Origin of the sequence: Tuberibacillus calidus DSM 17572, from assembly GCF_000430685.1 — a bacterium.
In the GTDB taxonomy this organism is placed as follows: domain Bacteria; phylum Bacillota; class Bacilli; order Bacillales; family Sporolactobacillaceae; genus Tuberibacillus; species Tuberibacillus calidus.
On record NZ_AUMM01000023.1, the window covers coordinates 43,911 to 62,970 of the forward strand.

A 19,060-nucleotide genomic window follows, 5' to 3' on the forward strand; every position below is an offset into this window, starting at 1 on the left:
TCCAAGTTGTCATCAATCTTTTGGTGGGTCATACTCCCATACATCGTCGGTACCATTTTGGTCCTGGGCACGTTATACCGTTTTGCCTATCGGCAGATGTCTTGGGCAGCCCCGTCAACGGAAATTCACGAAAAAAAGTGGCTGCGCATCGGATCGGTCTGTTTCCATTACGGGATCCTTTTTGCCTTTATCGGTCATGTGATGGGCATTTTGATTCCAAGAGGTTTTTATTTAGCCTTAGGCATTACTGATGAAGTGTACCATGCCTTTGCCATTATCGGCGGTGCCTTTGCGGGCCTTTTGGTCGTCATTGGGCTCGTCATTTTGTTGATTCGCAAAATCATCCATACAAGGGTGCGTCTTCACTCGACTTTCGCCGACTTTTTTACCGTTATTTTGGTCCTTGTTGTTGCCGCTTTGGGAACGTACATCACCGCGATTTACGATGTGTTCACAAGGGAGTATGAATATCGGACAACCATCGGCCCGTGGTTCCGCAGCCTCTTTACCTTTCAGCCAAAGTATCATTTGATGGAATCCGTCCCGACTATTTTTAAAGTGCATGTCATTGCCTCTTTTCTTCTCTTTGCATCTATACCTTTTACGAGGCTGATCCATATGTTTTCATTTCCGATTCGTTACCCGTTTCGAGCGCCGCAACAGTATCGCTCGCGATCGCATTTTAAAAGATAAAACGAGCCCGATTGGCGATCGTATAAAGATCACATTATCTCCTGATATCTGGATGAAAAGTGATGTTTTGGACATCGGTGGACCGGAAAACGTTGCGCTTTCGTATTTTGCGCGACGTTTTTGAGTAGTGGAAACCTGAAAATGTCGTGCAAATGCGCTTGGATCAAAAAATTTGGGTTCAAGTATAAGAAATCGCTTGGTTGCCAAATTGCTTCCACGCAGCTAAAAAGTCGCTTTTTGGTTCTTTGCGGTTTTTTTTCGGCGCGAGTGGATCATTGAAGTAAACAAAATCGTCATCATACCCGGTGATGACAACGGCGTGTTCCTTGTAGGTCACTTTTAACGGCCCGCGAGCGGTTGGCCATGTTTGCCAATCTGAATCCGGGAGCGGCCGAAATTCCTCATTGACGATCACCCAGACGGGAAAACCGTTATCCAATTGCTTTTCAACAGCGCTCCAGTCGGAACCGGTCAGGACGATGACGCGCTCGCCGAGGAATTCCCGCGCCAAGTCCGCAATCGGTGCGTCATACACCCCGAGTCCGTCTGTTTCAAAGGAATACATATCACCGACAAAGCCATCGTACAAATTGCCGCGCAAGCCGTCTTTCTCAAACGGCACTTTGCGAATGCGCTCGGCCAGTTCCATTTTATCGACGTGGTGCCCGGCAAAATGGAGAAGCATCGCAAGCGATGTGACCTCACATCCCCGCGGAAGTTCGGGTAATTGAGCGATTAACGGGACATCCAAAATAATTTGCTTTTGAGCCATGCCTTCTCTCCTCTCCTTTTTTAATTTCATCTTACAATAAGAAACATGCACTGAAAATCCCATGTAAGCCCGCAGACAAACTGTTTTTAAATGGATATTTTCTTGAAATCTGGGTAAAATGTTTTTTTTATACTGGAAAATATTAAGTGAGTCAAAAAAGAATGGTGCGGCACAATAGGTAATGGGAGGTGAGACTTGATGGCCAACAACAACAGCAATCAACTGCTTGTCCCGGGCGTGGAACAAGCACTTGAACAAATGAAAGCTGAAATTGCTCGCGAATTCGGCGTAAATCTTGGCGCTGACACCACTTCCCGAGCAAACGGTTCTGTCGGCGGCGAAATTACGAAACGTCTTGTCGCTCAAGCTCAACAACAATTTCAATAACCAAAAACTTCATAAATAATGGCTGAGGGAAGCGTGTGACCGCTTCCCTCTTGGAATTTAGTGAATGCGTTGTTCGGTTTCGACATCAAAGAAGTGAGCTTTATTCATGTCAAAGGCAAGGCGCAGTTTTTGACCGTTCGTGACGAAGTTGCGCGCATCAATACGGGCGATGAATTCTTGCCCGCTGATCGTGGAATAAAGATACGTTTCGGCACCCATGAGTTCGGCGACGTCGATAACGGCATCAAAAGCCGTGTCCTTGGATGAATCGATGAAAAGCGGTTCATCGTGGATATCTTCTGGACGAATGCCGAGCGTAATGTCTTTACCAACGTAATTTTTCTCACGGAGTGTCTTCATTCTTCCTTCAGGAACCTTAATTTTGATATCCCCGATGACGACCAAGCCATCTTCCAATCGGGCTCGGAGGAAATTCATCGCTGGCGACCCAATGAACCCACCGACAAATACGTTTTCCGGCTGATCGTACACTTCTTTTGGCGTGCCAATTTGTTGAATGACACCGTCTTTCATGACAACGATGCGCGTGGCCATCGTCATCGCTTCGGTTTGGTCGTGCGTGACGTAAATGGTTGTCGTTTGCAGACGTTGGTGCAGCTTAGAGATTTCGGCGCGCATTTGGACGCGCAGCTTGGCGTCCAAGTTAGACAACGGCTCGTCCATCAAGAAGACTTGCGGGTCGCGCACGATCGCCCGGCCAAGTGCCACCCGTTGCCGTTGACCGCCGGAGAGCGCTTTCGGTTTGCGGTTTAAATATTCTTCCAACCCGAGGATTTTTGCTGCTTCCCTAACGCGTTTGTCGATTTCTGCTTTCTTAAATTTGCGCAGTTTCAAGCCGAATGCCATATTATCATAGACATTCATATGCGGATAAAGCGCGTAGTTTTGGAAAACCATCGCGATATCCCGGTCTTTCGGTGCCACATCATTGACCAGCTTATCCCCGATGTAAAGCTCACCTTCGGAAATTTCCTCAAGCCCGGCAATCATCCGCAATGTCGTTGATTTTCCGCAGCCGGAAGGGCCGACGAAAACGATGAACTCCTTATCTTGAATGTCAAGGTTGAAATCTTTTACGGCATATTTGTCGCTGTTATCATACCGTTTGGATACGTGTTTTAGTTTAATGCCTGCCATGCTCGATTCTGCCTCCTTCATTTCTCAAGCGTTATTACTTTAACTTCATTGTAAACGCTTTAAAGAAGGGGAGAAATGGGCAGCTTTAACAAAAAAAACGGCGTTTCTTGTAAGAGTTTACAAAAGCTTTTCCGCAAGAAGGCCCAAATAAATGAAGAGCGCCTCATCAAACTGCCGAGGGTCAAGGCCAGTTCTTTCGGTAAACTTATCCAGTCGGTACTGCAAGCTGTTCCGATGGATAAAAAGCGCTTTGGCTGCTTGTTTCATGTTCATCCCATGTTCAAAAAAGGTAGAAAGACTCTTTACCCACTCGGGGTCGCCGTCTTTTAATACTTGAAAAAGGGATCCATAAGCCGTCTCCATGATTTCTTTCGGAACTTCAGTCAACATGACAAGCGGCAGCACCTTCTCAAAAATGTAAATGCGTTTTTCGGGTAGCACTTTTCTGGCGAGGGCAAATGCCTTTTCTTCAAGTGTGTACAGGGCATGCGCCGAATCCGCCCCGTTGAGCGCTGTCCCTATGAACAACCGGACATCGGCGTAAAAATCGGTGGCTAAAATTTGGATGAATTCTTCTGCCAGAATGGCATCGGGCCGATTTAGGAGAACGAGGATCACGGTTTCTTCATTTTTCCATAAGATAACCGGTGTTTGATCAAATAAAGCTTGAATCGCCTCGCGGAAGGCATCTGGGTCGCTCAATGTTGATTTGAGTTGTATATGTAACAGATAGCGCGAGGTGCCATCCGAGAAAACCTCATGATTTTTCTTCCCAAGAAATAGACATTCATGCCAGATTCGTTCTTCATCCGTCAAACTTTTCGGAAGGGTTGTCAACGGTTGAAAGGTTAGGGTCAAAAGCCGGTACTCTTTTTCGGAGACGGCGGCTTTTTTTATGCCAAAAGGCATGCCGCTTTCCGTTTTAAACCAATAATAGCTTTCAGGATCATTAATGCTATTGAGGTCCTCGGCAACTGCTGGACCATAAAGCGCTTTAATGGCATCTAACATAACGATCTCCTTAAAAAACCCCGGTCCCTAGAGGACGGGGCGGGGTTGAATCACTGATGGGTGTTTTTGGATTCGGATACGATATCGTGGGTATATCCGACAGAAGGGTGCTCATAATCCGGGTTGACGGTTCCGCCAGCCATACCTTCATTAATCATGCGGTCGACGTCAAGTTCATACTCTTTGCGACCTTCGTATTCCAAATCTTTTTTTATCCGCTGTTCCTTCTTCATTGTTTCGCCTCCTTAAAGTATAGGTTGGCCGAAACAAAGGGGAACATAACCGGTAGTTATCGGAAAACCTGTTGAGGCTTCCGAGCGATTTTTGCTGTATTTGTAAAAAGCATTTCATTTTTTAGGCCAGCTCTAGCTTCGTCCAAAAGGCTTGCAGAGTAAAGTTTTCATGAAAAAGTCACATCAGGCAAGCCAGCTTCAAGTGTCGTAGACGTGAAAGAGCATCAGTTCGTGGATACGGGATGTGAGCATGGCCCGATCTTCTTCATTTGGCTCGGGTTGCCAATCAATGGCCCCGTTATAATGGTAAACGCCACTGTAATAAGTCCCTTTGTAATAAAACGAAAAAAGGTACTCGCGGCGATGGGTATCTTTGGCGATAAACGGTTTATAGGTGAAATGGGTTAACACAACTTGTCACCTCAACATAACCATACCATTTCGCGAAGGAAATGAAAAGGCTTACGGTGATGACCGATATCGCTTGAATGGTGTTACGGGCAATTCGGACGTCAAAATCCCTTAAAACAGCGGGAATTTTAAACGAGCGATAAATACCATTGTGGTTTCCGAATGCCCAGCTCTGCTAAATAGGTGCAATAGTCGAACCAGTATTTGTCGACGAAGCGGGCTTGTTTGCGGATGGCTGGTTTGGTAAAAATGATGCGTCCGGGCTTTGCATTGGCTTCGAAAAGCCATAGGCGATCTTCACGGTCCACGGCGACATCGAAACCGAGCTCGCCGATTAGTCCGTCGATCTCTTGATCAATGATTTCGCTGAGGGCAATACAGGCATCTTTAATTTGCGATAAGACGGATAGCGCCTTCTTACGGCCATATATTTCTCCAAGCGTTTTGACATCTCCACCATATAAAACATGTGTTGTCATATTGTTAGCCCCAGCTGTTTTGGCGGCTACGGCACTGAGCTGCCATTTTCCCGTCCCATCTTTGTTGGTATGCACGCGGAAATCGTATGGGCGGCCATTATACTCGGGCAGTGTCACCCCTTGTTGTATAAGATATTGGTTAGGAGAATAGTGTCGGAATTCAGCCGATAAAAGTTCAAGGACATGATGATATGTTTTTTCGATCGGTTCCCCTTGATGATAGGCTAGGCAGCGGATTTTTTCCCCTTCTTTACTGAATAGTTTTATGCCAATTCCGTGGCTTGCTTTTTTCGGTTTGACATAGACAGACGGGTAAAGATCGAGCGCCTTTCTCAGGTTTTCCAAATTCAGTTCATACGTTTGTGGTAAGTACTGTGCGGAAATGGGATGATGTTTCAGCGCTTCAAAAATCTCCGCCTTGTCGAAAAATCCGGGATTAAACCAAGGAATGCCGTATTTGTATTGGAGTTTGTTTTTCACTTCTTGCACTTTCGTTAAGCGCTCATCCTTTCGATTGGGAATGCGATCATAGACGACTTGCGGAAAGGGTGCGAGCTTCTCCACCCATTTTCCATTGTGATAAAATATGCCATTTACCGTTTCATTTTCCCAATCAAAATGGTCAGGTGTTAAAATAAAAGCACATCCGCTGTTTTTTTTGACGAAGGTAATGAGCCGTTGGTATTCATCTGTTCTTTGGCCGAAAGGGTACAAAGACCCGGATGTATACCCTGTGGTCAATAAACCGATGATGGGCAAGAAATAAAGGGCTTCTCCAATCACGGTAGCCTGGATCCGCATAGGATGAGGAACAGATAAGGCCCGCCATAAATCATCGGAGAGATAAACCGTCTCCTCATCCTCGCTTACAGCCGGGCGACACATCATATTTTTGTTTGAAAACCAAACGTTTTTAATCCCGTCACGGTATAAATGTCGCGGCAGATACACGGTTCCTTCCGAATCCGCCCGCTTGTCAAGTTTTACACTGTTCACAAAGGTCCCTCCATATAACATTCTGCTTTAACATATGGTTAAATGCCCAGATATGTGCGGCAGAAATTGAGGCAAAAGGATGATACTGATGAGTTTCAGTCATGTTTTTATAACAATCTCTCTTCTAACAATTGTCGGTGCTGTGATTGGCGGCGTGACGAATTACATTGCGATAAAAATGCTTTTTAAACCGACTCGGGCGATCATGATCGGGCGCTTTCGCCTGCCGTTTACCCCAGGATTGATCCCGAGGCGCCGCGAAGAAATTGCCGTACAGTTGGGGCGCTTAGTCATGAAACATTTGATTACGGAAGATCGCTTGAGAATGAAGATCCAAGACCCGGCTTTTGCTGAACAAATGAATCATATAGCGGAAAAACGTATCAGAGAATGGCTCGACCAGAGCGGCTTCTGGGAAGCGCCTCTATCCAGATGGGTGGATGCTGATGTCTTGACCGAAAATATTAGGAAAAAGTTGGAAGAAGCATTGCGCAACCATTTGCAATCCAGCAAAAGCCTAACGATGAACGAAGTGATGGGGAGCTGGGCCATTGCCATTGAGTCCCGTTTGCCGAAAGTTGCTCAATGGGTGGCTCGAAGTTTGATTGCATATTTAGATTCACCAGAAGGAAGAAATAAGGTTCTGGAACAATTGAATGCGGTTTTTGCGGGTAAAGGGTTTTTCGGCAATATTTTAGGATTATTTTTAGGAAATCAAAGCCTTGTCGAGAAAATTTATTCGGAACTGTTAGCATTATTAAAGCGGCCGGATTTTGCCGCTATGATCGAAGCGATACTGAATGAGGAATGGCACAAATTGAAAAACCGGAGTTTAGGTGAGGTATTGACCGCTTTTCAACCGGCAGATTGGGCCACATTGATCGTTGAACGATTACCAATCGAAAAATGGGGGCAACTTCCTCCGCAAAAACTATTGGGTGAATTTAAAGAGGACTGGCTGAAAGTTATTCCGAAAGTTGTTCACAGTCTCCTGAACCTTCTAGCTGAGCGCGTCCCGGAGATACTGGAGATGCTCAATCTTGAAGCACTGGTTACGGATCAAGTCCGCCAGTTTTCCATTCAAGAATTGGAAGATGTCGTGTTAATGATCTCCAAAAAGGAATTCAAAATGATTACTTATCTCGGCGCGCTCCTTGGAGGGGCCATTGGGTTTATTCAAGCCGGGGTGGTCCTCATGCTGGGGTAGAGTTTTGCGGTTTAATCCTGATGTTTTGTGAGGACATGATTTTTTTCACCATGACTTCCTGAAAATAAAACACATTTTCCTCCTTCGGGACTATGATGGAAAGAGAAAGCCGGATCTTTAATGCAAGGAGGAAATTTTCTTGAGCAATATTTACGACTATGCGTATGAACTGGAAAGATCGATTCGCGAGACGGCGGAATATAAGCGCCTCAAACAGGCTGTTCAGCAAGTGAAAAGCGATCCTAATGCGAGCCGCTTATTTGACGGGTTCAAACGCCTGCAAATTCGCTTGCAGGAAAAAAGCATGCGAGGCGAGCCCATTTCCCGTGATGAAACGCAGCAAATCCAACAGCAAATGCAAATCGCTCAAACGAACCCATTGATCGCACAACTTATGATGGCTGAGCAACGACTTGGCGCGTTGTTAAACGATGTCAATAAAATCATGTCCAAACCGTTGGAGGAGCTTTACGGAAAATGAGGCTCCGATAACCGGAAAGCGCGGCGGAATACCGCGCTTTTTGTATGCCAAGTATAGGATAAAAATCGATGTCCACAGTAGCGTAAACGGTGAGTGGATGGCCAAGCGTTTACCTGTTTTATTTTTATGGTTTACAAAGCCCAAGCCGTTCTAATCTCAGAAAAAACAACATATGGATAAAAACAGAATGAATAAGCAGCGATTCCATTGAAAAGGGGGATTACCTTGGCATACCGCTTACTAGCATTGGACATCGATGGCACCCTTTTAAAAAGCAATAATCGGCTGGATCGGGAAACAAAAGAAGCCATCCACTATGCACAAGAAAAAGGAGTGGTTGTCACACTGGTGACGGAACGCCATTTTTATTCCGCCGCCAAAGTGGCAAAAGCCTTGAAATTAAAGCACCCCATTATTACACATAATGGCGCCTTTGTTTCTGCCACCATCGATGCGCCGATTTACACCAGCAAGATTGAGCATGCCGTGCTGTTGCAGCTCGTGGAATTTTTGGAGACCTATCAATGCCAGATTCGCTTTTCACATGAGAAAATGTCTGTCGCCAATCGCCCCCGTCAGCAAAACTTGCTCGCAAAGATGACGATCGGCGTCAGCGAACCGCTATTTTATCCCGTGACCTATGTCCAACGGCTGAGTGATTACTTAAGAGAAAATGACGATGAGGCCACCGATGTGCTTGTTACGCTTCAACCGGAACATGCCGAAGAAATTTATGAGTCGCTTGTGGACTATTTCCCATCCGTCCAGATTGAAAAGAAAAGTGAAGACCAAATCGTTCTAACGAAAAAAGGAACGTCAAAGTTTGATGGCTTGGAATTTCTGGCGGCAAGGCTTGACATTCCGCTTTCGAAAATTGTGGCTGTGGGCGATTCCCTTGCAGATTTAGAGATGATTGAAAAATGCGGGCTCGGTGTGGCGATGAAAAACGCCCCGAAAAAGGTACGCGATGCGGCACAATGGGTGACGCGTTCCAATGATATGAACGGCGTCGCTTATATGGTGAAAGAGGTATTCCGCAAGCAAATGAAACTGTCGATTTTTAATTAAAACTTGCATCCATATTATCGGAGTGTTTGCGCGACGTTTTTAGGTTTCCAAAACAGGTAAACGTTGCGAAAAAAGTGGAATGGCAGCGTTTTTCAGTTCAACTGTGGGTTAGATCATCGGATTTTTGGAAAAAGTCTTATATATTTTTGCGCCATGGTGTTGCGGCGAATGAAGCCGAAAAACCTGGCGCTTTTTGTATGAGCGCGAACGTTTTATGCACGAAAAAAAGTAACGAAAGCGCCCGTTTTCGGGTTTGAACGTTTGGCCAACCCCACTGAAAGTGTCGCTTTATGGTGTTTTTTAGAATAGATCGAGAGGCTAGCTGTGCAAAATATTCCTGACATCGATTGAAAGGATACCCGTTATGAAGAAGCGCATTTGGATCATCGGTACCATCATTGTTTTGGTGGCGGTTGTCATACTTTTAGCTTGGCAGTCCGATTTCCGGTATACCTATGTCCCGGACCGTTCAATCATCAAAAACCGTCACAAACCTTTATCAGGTTTTGATCAGAACGGAAATATTATGGGACAAGATCAAGCGGGCCACTTATTAAACACAAGTGAAAAACGAACAACGGTGAAAGTCGATGACCGCTTGCTAAAAATGGGTAAAACGGCTTTTTATAAAGAAACCTTTGGCAATGAAATCTTCCTTACGGATATCATGGGGATTCTCGATGGCCCGTTAACATTCGGAAATCTCATGAAAGCCATTATCGCCTTGCACGGAGAAGGGACAAGCAATCTCCGCGTCGAGTTAGCTTCCGATTTTAAGGCGGGAGGCCGTGTTTTTCATAAGGGTGAAAAAATTGATACCGGCACTAAAGCAGACACTTCGAATGGAAGTGTCTGCCAGCCTCTTTTTTCGTTAATGATATTAGTAAAAACGATATCGGTCCGCCATAAAGGCAAATAAAGCTCTGCCATCACCTAAAAGGTATAGCAGAGCCGTTTTTTTATCGGTGAAAATGTATGAGTTTTCCGGAAGTGGATGTGACGCGGCTCGTATGATTCTCATACCCATGTTCTAAAAGCCACGCTTCGCCCTTTTTTCTTCCTTCCCGGTCGTTATCAGCTTCAATCGTTTCATCGACCAGTTTTGTTCCGTCTTTTTCGTAAACCGTGATAATGTAGTTTGGCATAGACGGCCCTCCCCATTGTCGGTTGTTTCTTGTCTTTTTTTATATTATAAGACTTTTTCGACAGGCGATAAAGCCTGAAATGGGAGAGCGAGTCAATTTTTTGCCAATGAGCGAAAGAGAAAAGGATAGACACGAACTTACATATAGCGGCAACTGGTTTGTTATGAATCAAAACTAAGGTCAAAAGTTACTTCACACCAATTCATCCAGGTTTCAACAGGGAACATATGGTCGTCTCTATGGGGTTGTGATAAAATGAAGCTAGAGAAACGGAGGGGTTGTTCATGTCCGTCACTTTTATACATGCGGCTGACTTACATTTGGACAGGCCTTTTCTAGGGATCGACGGCTGTGGTGAGACAATGAAAAAACGCGTACGCGAAAGCACGTTTTCGGCCTTTTCCCGTTTAATCCAAACCGCCATAGCCCGAAAAGTCGATTTTATTTTGTTGGCTGGGGATATTTTTGACGGGGAAACACGCGGCTTGCGGGCTGAAACGCAATTTAAGGCGCTTATCCGTCCACTCGCCGATTATGACATAGCCGTTTATATGCTTCATGGGAACCACGACCCGTTGGATCGTCACTGGTCGGGTCTCACATATGGGGAGCATGTACAGATTTTTGGGCCGAGCCCGGAACGGAAGACGCACCGCTTGAAAAATGGACAAACAGTGAATATTTATGGATTCAGCTACGGCTCCCGGCATATTCCAGACAATATGATTGCCCTTTATAAAAAAGAACCTGGGGCGGATTACCATATTGCCATGCTCCACGGCAGTCTGAAAGGTAATAGCGATCATGACGTCTACGCGCCTTTTACACTGTCTGATTTGTTAGCTAAAGACATGGATTACTGGGCGCTCGGTCATATTCACAAAAGGGCTGTGCTGAACGACAACCCACCCATCATCTATCCGGGGTCTTTACAAGGATTATCCGCGAAAGAAACGGGAGAAAAAGGCTTTTATATTGTAACGCTCCATCACGGTCATACCAAAACCGAGTTTATCAAAACGAGCGGCATTATCTGGGAGACCGCTGAACTGGATGTGACCGGTGTCGAGACGTTTGATGAATTGGTAAAGCGCGCTGAGCAAAAGAAGGAAGAGCATCGAAAAAAGCAAGATGCGGTCTTGCTGCGTTTGGTTTTAACAGGAGAAGCCTCGTTCATACCGCAAACTGACAGTGATTTACTCGAAGTGCTGCGAGTGCTGGAAGATGAACGGGAAAATTTTGTGTGGGTGACAGAGATAAGACAAGCTGTTTCTCTGCCTTTAGACCGAAGTAAGCTTGCGAGTTCTTCACATTTTATCGGGGATATCATCCGTTTGATTGACCAGAAGCAAACGGTTGTTGAAGATGTAGCTATGTTGTATGGTCACCATCGTGCCAAAAAATACCTCACCCCACTGACGGATGTGGATCAACGCCAATTGTTAGAGGAAGCGGAAAAATTGATTTTAATGGGTTTAACCCAACAAAATTCCCCCCATCGCTAGAGGTGTCGTTTATGAAAATATTAGAAATCCAGATTGATCGGTTCGGCCTTTTTCACCATTGGCAAGTCTCCTTTGATGAAGCAGCTTTTTTAACCGTATACGGCCCTAATGAAGCGGGGAAATCCACCCTCGTTAACTTTATCAAATGCATTTTTTTCGGTTTCCCGAGAAAAGCTGATTTACTTCCGTATTTAAATGATGGTGGCAATCCTCACGATGTCGGTGGCAGCATCACGTTACAGACGAAGCAATGGGGAAAGCTAAAAATCGTTCGCTATTATCAAAGAAATGGCGGAAAAGCAACGTTTTTTAATGAAAATGGGGACGTTTTGTCCGAAGAAGCGTGGTATAGCTTTCTTCATGGGATCGACCGGGATGTGTTTGAGGCGGTCTTTTGTTTTGACTTGGAAGGCTTAAAAGGCATTGAAAGGCTTAAAGCGGAAGAATTCAACCGCTTTCTGTTCAACACAGGAATGGTCGGGGAGCGGCAATTGTCTGATCTAGAAAAATCATTAGAAAAACAAGCCGGGGCGCTGTTTAAGCCGGGGGGAAGGTTACCTCTTATCAATCAGACTTTACTGGAGTTAGATGCGCTCCAGGCTAAGCTCACCGAGTGGAAAAAACAGATGGATGACTATTTGACACTCAAAAACCAATCGGAGCAACTGAAAAAAGACATAGAAAGCGCCGTATCTTCCAAACGGGATTTGGAAAAACAGAGACATGTTTTTCAACGGTATAAAGCCGCTGAACCTCTAGTGATCGATATCATTAGCGTAAAAGAAGCGCTTAACCAGTTTCCTGACTTATCGCGTTTTCCGGAGGACGCAAAAACCCGTTATGACCACTGGCGCACACAAGTCGCAAGTTATCAAGGTGAACTTGATGAACTGGAAACGAAAATGGCGCCGATTAAGACAGCCCTTTCGCAATTCGGAGCGGAAGACGACATCTTACAGGTTGAAAAGCAGTTGACAGCCCTTCAAAGACAAGCTTCCGAGCGCTCGCTATGGGAACGTGAATGGGAGCTGAGGCGTGAACGACTCCGCCGTGAAAAAGTGGTTTTGCATGCCGATTTGGAGCAGCTAGGAATGACCGAGGACGACCTCGAAACGCTGAAAAACATGCCGCTTGACCTCGACTCAAAACAGTGGCTAAGAGATGAGATGAATCGCTGGCAGACGGAAGCGGAGCGAAGCCGAGCCATTGAAGCTGCATGCGATACGGCAGAGGAAAAGCTCCGCGCTCTGAAGGAAAGGCGGGCTGAACTCCAGAACAGTATATTGTCGGAAGCTGCGTTTCAAGAGTTAGAAAATACGTGGCGAAAACATCAACCGGAACAACTCGCCGCAGAAAAAGCACATCTAGAAGAAAAGTGGATGACACTAAAAAAAGCAAAAGAAAACGCCAAATGGCTCTCCGGTTTTAGAATAGCCGCCGTGCTCATACCTGCGCTTTTTTTTATAGGGTTCGCGCTTTTAACCCTTCACGACCATCCGTTATGGGCTGGGCTTTCCATCATTTTGGGCGGGAGCTTTTCGTTTTTGGTATGGCGGCTTTTCGGGGCACTTCGTGAGCGCTTGATGCCGCAAATGGACGAAAAGGCTTTGCGCGCACAGCTCTCAGCGTTGGAAGATCAGGACGCGGTGGACATTCATGAGCTGCAAAGCGTCTATCAGCAAGAAAAAGACCGCCGTCGGGAACTCGCTCTTGTAGAAGCGCAAATTGCCGAGGAAGAAAAAACGTGTCGCAACTATATCCAAAAAAACGAACGGATTCAACTTAAGCTCCTTGAAATTGAAGCGGGCCTCCGTGAATGGCGCGAAGCCATTGGGCTGCCGGAGATGGCCATTGCCTTGCTTCCCGAAGCTATTCAACTGGCTGAAAAAATTCGAAGTCAAATCCAACAAATCGAGGAACTTGAAGCCGAAGCCGCCCATTTTAAAGGCCTTTTGGCCGATTTTCGCGAGAGATATCAACAGGCTGTTTCTCTCCTAGATGCGCCCGATTTAACATTGGAGGAGGCTTTCGCTCGGCTTGAACACGCAAAAGCTTCACGCGAGAAAAAGCAAAAACTTATAGAAGCTCTCGAACATTTTCAAGACCATTACGACACCGTTCGGGCGAAGTGCGAGCGGGCCAAAATGGAATGTCAAAAGCTTTTGGAGCTTTCGGGAGCCGAAACCGAAGAGGCGTTTTACCGCTTTTGTTCACTCTATGTTCAAAAGAAAGAAAAAGAAAAGCAACTTCAGTCGCTCGTGACCCAGCTTCGCCATCTCGCACCGCGAGCCGAAGACAGGAAGCAATATTTTGCTTGGCTTTCAGACGGTTATTGGGAAGGTGTTTCGGATGAAGATTTTCTCAAGCAGCTGGATGAGCTAGAGTCGCATATCAAGCATCTGCAGCAAAAATTGGCCGATGCGGAGTCTCAGATCAAACATATGGAAAAGGATGAAACCTATCCCGAGCTTCTCCATGACTATAAGGAAAAACAATACGTGTTAAACGACCTCGCCAAAAAATGGGGAACCATCCGGACCGCCCAGGCTGTATTAAATGAAGCCAAAGAGCGTTATCAAGCAACGCGGCTCCCAGCTTTACTTAAGCGGGCGTCTCTTCATTTTTCTAATATTACAGCTGGCAAATATGTCAAGCTCTATTATAACGAAGGGGACGGATTCCTTGTCGAACGATCGGATGGGGTGATTTTTTCCGCAGCATCACTGAGTCGCGGCACGCGTGAACAACTTTATTTATCTTTAAGGCTTTCTCTTATGGATTTAATGGAAACGGATGAAGCATGGCCCCTCATCGTTGATGACGGATTTGTCAATTTTGATGCGAAAAGGCTCAAACAGGTGATGGAGATATTTAGACAAATCGGGAATCGTCGACAAATTTTATTCTTTACTTGTCATCGGCACGGTTCATCGGCTATCTTGGAATTAACAAATCAAAGGCGCGAAGGGGACAGATCAAATGTCGGATCTATCATTTCGGATACTGCTCGTTGAAGATGAAGAAAAGCTGGCCTCAATATTAAAAACTTATCTTGAAAATGAAGGATGGAACGTGCAAGTCTTTCATTCGGCCGAAGAAGCGCTCGATTACTTGCACAGCGGCGCGCATTTATGGATTATTGACATCATGTTGCCGGGAATGTCCGGCTATGATTTGATCAAAAAAATCAAAGAAATCCATTCCGAACAGCCCGTCATTTTTATTTCCGCCCGCGACCGCGATTTGGATAAAATTTTCGGCCTTGAGATGGGCAGTGACGATTACCTGACAAAGCCATTTCTTCCGAAAGAGCTCGTGATCCGCGCAAAAAAACTGTTACACCGAGTGTACGGACAAGGTCTAAAAAGCCATTTTATCGAACTGTCCGATTACCGCATCGATGTCAACCGCAGGAGAGTTTTTTCCAAAGATCATGAAGAAATCCTATTGACGATGAAGGAGTTTGATGTCCTTCTTTATTTGCTCGAAAACGTCAATTTGGCGAAGACCCGGGAAGAAATTCTTCGGACGGTTTGGGGTGAGGATTATGTGGGCTCAAACCGCGCCGTTGATGATGTTATACGCCGAATCCGAAAAAAAATGCCGCGCCTTCCTTTGGAAACTCTGTACGGTGCCGGTTACAGGATCGTGACTTAAAATGCATGGATCATTGTCTAAACGCATTTGGCTGTCATTTATCTTTCTCGTTTTAATCATCGGCTTGATTGTCGGGTTGATTTATCCGATTTCTTTACAAAGGGCTTTAGAGCGGGATGCCTACCACACCATTGAACAAGTCCAGCTCGAACTCATACAAAATATCGATACTTTCGATATTCCTGATTCCCATCTTGACTTCATTCAGAAACGTCAAGCGGAAAGAGCCGTCGGTCATATTTTGATTTATCAGGGACTGGAAGGAATGAAAGGTGACCCGGTGCCCGCTTCCGTCGTCAAGCAAATGCTTGATCAGGCGGCCGAACAAAAAAGTAAGGTTGGCGAGTACCATTTAACCTATCAAGGGGCAACCCTCTATTATGTCGTGCGCAATCTTAGACAAGAGCCGGCGGCCGCGTATCTTATCTCTTATATGTGGGATACGAGCACGAAACAGATGATGCAAGGACTCTGGCGCGAGTTGATTTTTGTCCTGCTCTGTGCAGGATTGGCCGCCTTGATCCTAGGTACGCTGTTGATTCGCTATTTGAAGGCTCCGTTGAAAGAGCTCGGCAACCGTTTTGAGGAAATTGCCAATCTCAATTGGAAAAAACCGTTCGAATGGAAAAGCGATGATGAATTTGGCAAGCTGTCGAAGCAATTCGAGGACATGCGCATCAACCTTATCCGTTACGATGAAGCGCAAAAAGATTTTTTACAACGGGCTTCCCATGAACTGAAAACACCCATCATGATTATCCAAAGCTATGCCCAATCTGTAAAAGATGGCGTCTATCCAGAAGAGCGGCTCGACGATACGATGGATATCATCTTAGAAGAAGCGGAGCTCATGGAAAAACGGGTGAAGAAGCTGCTTTATTATACGAAAGTCGACTCTCTGCGCGATGAAAAGCCGAATCGGGAAGCGGTTTCGTTCGGTCAATTGGCCGAAGTGATAAAGGAGCGGTTTGCGACGAATCGGACGGATGTTACGATCGCGGTATCAGGTGAAGAGGTCGAATTAAAGGTGGACCCGGAACAGTGGCTCGTTGTTCTCGAAAATCTCGTCGAGAATGCACTCCGTTACGCCAAATCTCGGATTACCCTTTCAGCAAGAACAGAAGGCGATTCGCAAGTCATGACGATTGAAAATGACGGAGAACCCATTTCGGAAGCGGAAGCGATCCGCCTGTTTGAACCATTTAACAAAGGGAAAAAAGGGCAATTCGGCTTGGGGCTTGCGATTGTTAAACGCATTGTGGAGCGCCATAAAGGGCAAATCAAAGCCGAGAATGTGGCCGGCGGCGTCCGCTTTACCATTACCGTTCCAAACGTTGGATAAATAGGCCGCTCCCGTTAACGTTTTTTATACTTGTTTGTCATTTTCAGACTACCCTAAGGGCAATGAAAGCCCTGTCATCGCCTAAAAGCCTTGGTTGAGCCATGTTTTTTTATAAAAAGTTTAAGGAGGAGAACCCATGAAGGGCATTGCCTATTTAACCGAGGGTGACCCGGTCAACCATTTTCTGATGATCAAATCGGCCACTCGGTCTGTAGCGAGTACTGGCAAACCGTTTATGACGCTGATTCTACAAGATATCTCAGGGGATATTGAAGCAAAACTTTGGGACGCAACCCCCGAGGATGAAGCAACATATGTGGGAGAAGCTGTCGTCAAAGTAGAGGGGGAAATCACTTCCTTTCGCGGCAAAAAACAGTTGCGCATTCGCGACATTCGACTAGCAACCGAGCGAGATCCTTATCAGTTGAGTGATCTCGTACCGACTGCGCCGATTTCTGCCGCCGAGTTGACGGAAAAAATCACGCAATACATTTTTGAAATAAAAAATGCGGCCATGCAACGCATCACGCGCGCGCTTGTGAAAAAACACCAAAAAGCGTTTTTTGAATACCCGGCGGCGATGAAAAACCATCATGAGTATGTGTCTGGCCTCGCGTATCACGTCGTATCGATGCTCGATTTGGCTAAAGCCATTGCGTCATTGCGGCCGGAATTAAACACTGACCTCCTTTATGCGGGGATTATCCTACATGATATGGGAAAGGTCATCGAACTTTCGGGAGCGGGTGCAACGACCTATACACTGGAAGGTAAATTGCTCGGGCATATCTCCATTATGGTAAATGAAATTGCTGATATGGCAAAAACCCTTGAGATCGAAGGGGAAGAGGTCATTCTCCTTCAGCATATGATCTTAAGCCACCATTCAAAAGGCGAATGGGGCTCTCCAAAACCGCCGCTATTAATGGAGGCAGAGGTTTTGCATATGATCGATAATTTGGATGCTAAGCTGAACATGATGCACCGCGCGCTCGAACAAACCAAACCGGGTGAGTTCACCGAACGGCTCTATGCGATGGACAATCGTTCTTTCTATAAACCTAAGCTACAATCTGTTGGCGATAAAGTAGGGGCTGTTTGATAGAATTGCGTCATATTTTACAAATCTCCTTCATATCGTACTAATAAAGAAGGACAAGATGTGAAGGAGGAGAACGATGAATAAAAAAACCAAGCGCTCGTTATATTTGATCGGATTTCTCTTTGTGCTGTATATTCTTCAGCAGGCCGGTGTTTTAGGCGCTATGCTTTCTTATATCGGCGGTTTGCCGTTCTGGGTGGTTTTGGTGATGGCGGGCATACTGATTAGCTTCTGGCAATTCATGAGGCATTCCGATGACGAGGAAAAAGAAGACGAAAAATGGATTGAGGAACAAGGCCAGGTTTTTATCCGTAGAATGCAAGAAGAAAAAGAACGGCGTCATAAAAACATATCATAAATTACTAAAAAAGACCGGACCCATCATTGATGATGGTCCGGTTTTTCTTATTGGTAAGAAGTTTATCAGTTTTCAGGCTGACAAAACGTCAATAGGAGACAGCCAAAAGGGTTGCTTCGGCAGGAAAGGGACTAACTACAAAGCAATTCATGTGTGGAAATAATATGCTTTTACTGATTGCGTATCAAAACGTCAGTGCGAAAGTGTCAAAACGATATGCTTTTGGCGAAAACGGCCCAAAACGCCGACTAAAAAATGCCAATTCACCGGATTGCGTATCATTTCAAGGCGATTCGTGTGCGGAAATAATATGCTTTTACCGTTTGCATATTAAAACGCTGGTGCAAAAGCGTCGAAATGATATGCTTTTGTTGAAAACGGCCAAAATTGCCGCCTAAAAACTTCCAATTCACTGGATTGCGTATCATTTCAAGACGGTTTGTGTGTAGAAATAATATGCTTTTTCCGATTGCGTATCAAAACGGCCGATCGAAAGGATCAAAGTGATATGCTTTTGGCGAAAACGGCCCAAAACACCGACTAAAAAATGCCAATTCAGCCGATTGCATATTAAAACGCTGGTCCAAAAGCGTCAAAATGATATGCTTTTGTTGAAAACGGCCGGCTTTCAATCGCCTGTTTCATATTGGGAAATAACACCAAAAAGTCATTAATGCCAAGCCGATCGAACATTTTAGCTTACGGTTGGCGAAAATGCTGTCAGATAAGACATGCCGAGAAAAAATATAATGGACTTTCACTTCTTCCATCGGTTTCGGTCATTACTTAGGGTCTACTGAATAACAAAAAAATGTTGATTTAACAAGGGTTTTTCACTTTTTTGTCGAATTTATATGCAAGGGTATGATTCGGAAACTCATCAAAAACCTTGCACTTGGAGGGACTAACTTTGTACGAACATCATGCCGATCAACTCATCCTGCCACATGAATTTTTCCTGCCGTTTGGTGGACAATTAAATCCCAATAACCGTTGGGTGGTCTTGTCTAACCTCATCCCCTGGTCAAAAGCTGAAAAAGAATATGTCAAGTCAC

At 45.4% G+C, this 19,060-nt stretch carries 19 protein-coding genes; 12 read left to right on the top strand and 7 right to left on the bottom strand.

Going from position 1 to position 19,060, the window contains the following annotated elements; all coding sequences use genetic code 11:
- The first annotated feature begins 6 nt into the window (after positions 1 to 6).
- The gene (gene narI, locus H532_RS0107415) at positions 7 to 693 is read left to right on the top strand and encodes a respiratory nitrate reductase subunit gamma (RefSeq protein ID WP_027724963.1); all 687 of its coding nucleotides are present in this window, start codon (positions 7 to 9) and stop codon (positions 691 to 693) included.
- A 178-nt stretch (positions 694 to 871) separates the two neighbouring features.
- Here narI and H532_RS0107420 read toward each other — a convergent pair whose 3' ends face one another.
- Positions 872 to 1,465 carry a C39 family peptidase gene (locus tag H532_RS0107420; protein ID WP_245566430.1) on the bottom strand — a complete coding sequence of 198 codons (594 nt, stop codon included), beginning with the start codon at positions 1,463 to 1,465 and terminating at the stop codon, positions 872 to 874.
- 198 nt (positions 1,466 to 1,663) lie between these two features.
- Between H532_RS0107420 and H532_RS0107425 the strand changes: the two genes are divergently transcribed.
- The gene (locus H532_RS0107425; protein WP_027724983.1) at positions 1,664 to 1,852 is read left to right on the top strand and encodes an alpha/beta-type small acid-soluble spore protein; all 189 of its coding nucleotides are present in this window, start codon (positions 1,664 to 1,666) and stop codon (positions 1,850 to 1,852) included.
- A 57-nt stretch (positions 1,853 to 1,909) separates the two neighbouring features.
- Here H532_RS0107425 and H532_RS0107430 read toward each other — a convergent pair whose 3' ends face one another.
- The 5 genes from H532_RS0107430 to H532_RS0107450 all read right to left on the bottom strand — a co-directional run bounded on the left by H532_RS0107430 (position 1,910) and on the right by H532_RS0107450 (position 6,140).
- On the bottom strand, positions 1,910 to 3,010 hold the full coding sequence (locus tag H532_RS0107430) for an ABC transporter ATP-binding protein (RefSeq protein WP_027724965.1): 1,101 nt from the start codon (positions 3,008 to 3,010) through the stop codon (positions 1,910 to 1,912).
- 117 nt (positions 3,011 to 3,127) lie between these two features.
- Positions 3,128 to 4,021 (bottom strand): PucR family transcriptional regulator, encoded by an 894-nt coding sequence (locus tag H532_RS0107435; RefSeq protein WP_027724966.1) that lies wholly within the window; start codon positions 4,019 to 4,021, stop codon positions 3,128 to 3,130.
- A gap of 50 nt (positions 4,022 to 4,071) precedes the next feature.
- Positions 4,072 to 4,254: a hypothetical protein gene (locus tag H532_RS0107440; RefSeq protein WP_027724967.1), complete on the bottom strand. Its 183-nt coding sequence runs from the start codon at positions 4,252 to 4,254 to the stop codon at positions 4,072 to 4,074.
- 198 nt (positions 4,255 to 4,452) lie between these two features.
- Positions 4,453 to 4,665, bottom strand: a complete 213-nt coding sequence (locus H532_RS0107445; protein ID WP_027724968.1) for a DUF5342 family protein — start codon at positions 4,663 to 4,665, stop codon at positions 4,453 to 4,455.
- Between the two features lie 128 nt (positions 4,666 to 4,793).
- A complete protein-coding gene (locus tag H532_RS0107450) occupies positions 4,794 to 6,140 on the bottom strand; it encodes a YheC/YheD family endospore coat-associated protein (RefSeq protein ID WP_027724969.1) in 1,347 nt (448 codons plus the stop codon).
- Between the two features lie 88 nt (positions 6,141 to 6,228).
- On the opposite strand from H532_RS0107450, the gene H532_RS0107455 reads away from it, so the two are divergent.
- The 4 genes from H532_RS0107455 (at position 6,229) to H532_RS0107480 (ending at position 9,815) form a co-directional block, all read left to right on the top strand.
- Entirely contained in the window at positions 6,229 to 7,347 is a 1,119-nt protein-coding gene (locus tag H532_RS0107455; protein WP_027724970.1) for a DUF445 domain-containing protein, read from the top strand.
- A 139-nt stretch (positions 7,348 to 7,486) separates the two neighbouring features.
- Positions 7,487 to 7,828 carry a YlbF/YmcA family competence regulator gene (locus H532_RS0107465; protein ID WP_027724971.1) on the top strand — a complete coding sequence of 114 codons (342 nt, stop codon included), beginning with the start codon at positions 7,487 to 7,489 and terminating at the stop codon, positions 7,826 to 7,828.
- Positions 7,829 to 8,053: 225 nt separating this feature from the next.
- Entirely contained in the window at positions 8,054 to 8,896 is an 843-nt protein-coding gene (locus H532_RS0107470) for a Cof-type HAD-IIB family hydrolase (RefSeq protein ID WP_027724972.1), read from the top strand.
- 364 nt (positions 8,897 to 9,260) lie between these two features.
- Positions 9,261 to 9,815, top strand: a complete 555-nt coding sequence (locus H532_RS0107480) for a hypothetical protein (RefSeq protein ID WP_027724974.1) — start codon at positions 9,261 to 9,263, stop codon at positions 9,813 to 9,815.
- 40 nt (positions 9,816 to 9,855) lie between these two features.
- On the opposite strand, the gene H532_RS0107485 is transcribed toward H532_RS0107480, so the two are convergent.
- Positions 9,856 to 10,041: a YhzD family protein gene (locus H532_RS0107485; RefSeq protein ID WP_027724975.1), complete on the bottom strand. Its 186-nt coding sequence runs from the start codon at positions 10,039 to 10,041 to the stop codon at positions 9,856 to 9,858.
- A gap of 284 nt (positions 10,042 to 10,325) precedes the next feature.
- On the opposite strand from H532_RS0107485, the gene H532_RS0107490 reads away from it, so the two are divergent.
- From H532_RS0107490 to H532_RS18210, 6 genes are all read left to right on the top strand, one after another.
- Complete coding sequence (locus H532_RS0107490) at positions 10,326 to 11,546, top strand: metallophosphoesterase family protein (protein ID WP_027724976.1); 1,221 nt, start codon at positions 10,326 to 10,328, stop codon at positions 11,544 to 11,546.
- Between the two features lie 11 nt (positions 11,547 to 11,557).
- Positions 11,558 to 14,560, top strand: a complete 3,003-nt coding sequence (locus H532_RS0107495) for an AAA family ATPase (protein WP_027724977.1) — start codon at positions 11,558 to 11,560, stop codon at positions 14,558 to 14,560.
- Entirely contained in the window at positions 14,526 to 15,203 is a 678-nt protein-coding gene (locus H532_RS0107500) for a response regulator transcription factor (RefSeq protein ID WP_027724978.1), read from the top strand. The genes H532_RS0107495 and H532_RS0107500 overlap by 35 nt, the downstream gene beginning before the upstream one ends.
- Before the next feature lie 13 nt (positions 15,204 to 15,216).
- Positions 15,217 to 16,545, top strand: a complete 1,329-nt coding sequence (locus H532_RS0107505) for a sensor histidine kinase (protein WP_245566431.1) — start codon at positions 15,217 to 15,219, stop codon at positions 16,543 to 16,545.
- Between the two features lie 136 nt (positions 16,546 to 16,681).
- Entirely contained in the window at positions 16,682 to 17,647 is a 966-nt protein-coding gene (gene yhaM, locus H532_RS0107510) for a 3'-5' exoribonuclease YhaM (RefSeq protein WP_027724980.1), read from the top strand.
- Between the two features lie 76 nt (positions 17,648 to 17,723).
- A complete protein-coding gene (locus H532_RS18210) occupies positions 17,724 to 18,005 on the top strand; it encodes a sporulation YhaL family protein (protein WP_038111792.1) in 282 nt (93 codons plus the stop codon).
- Positions 18,006 to 19,060 lie beyond the last annotated feature (1,055 nt).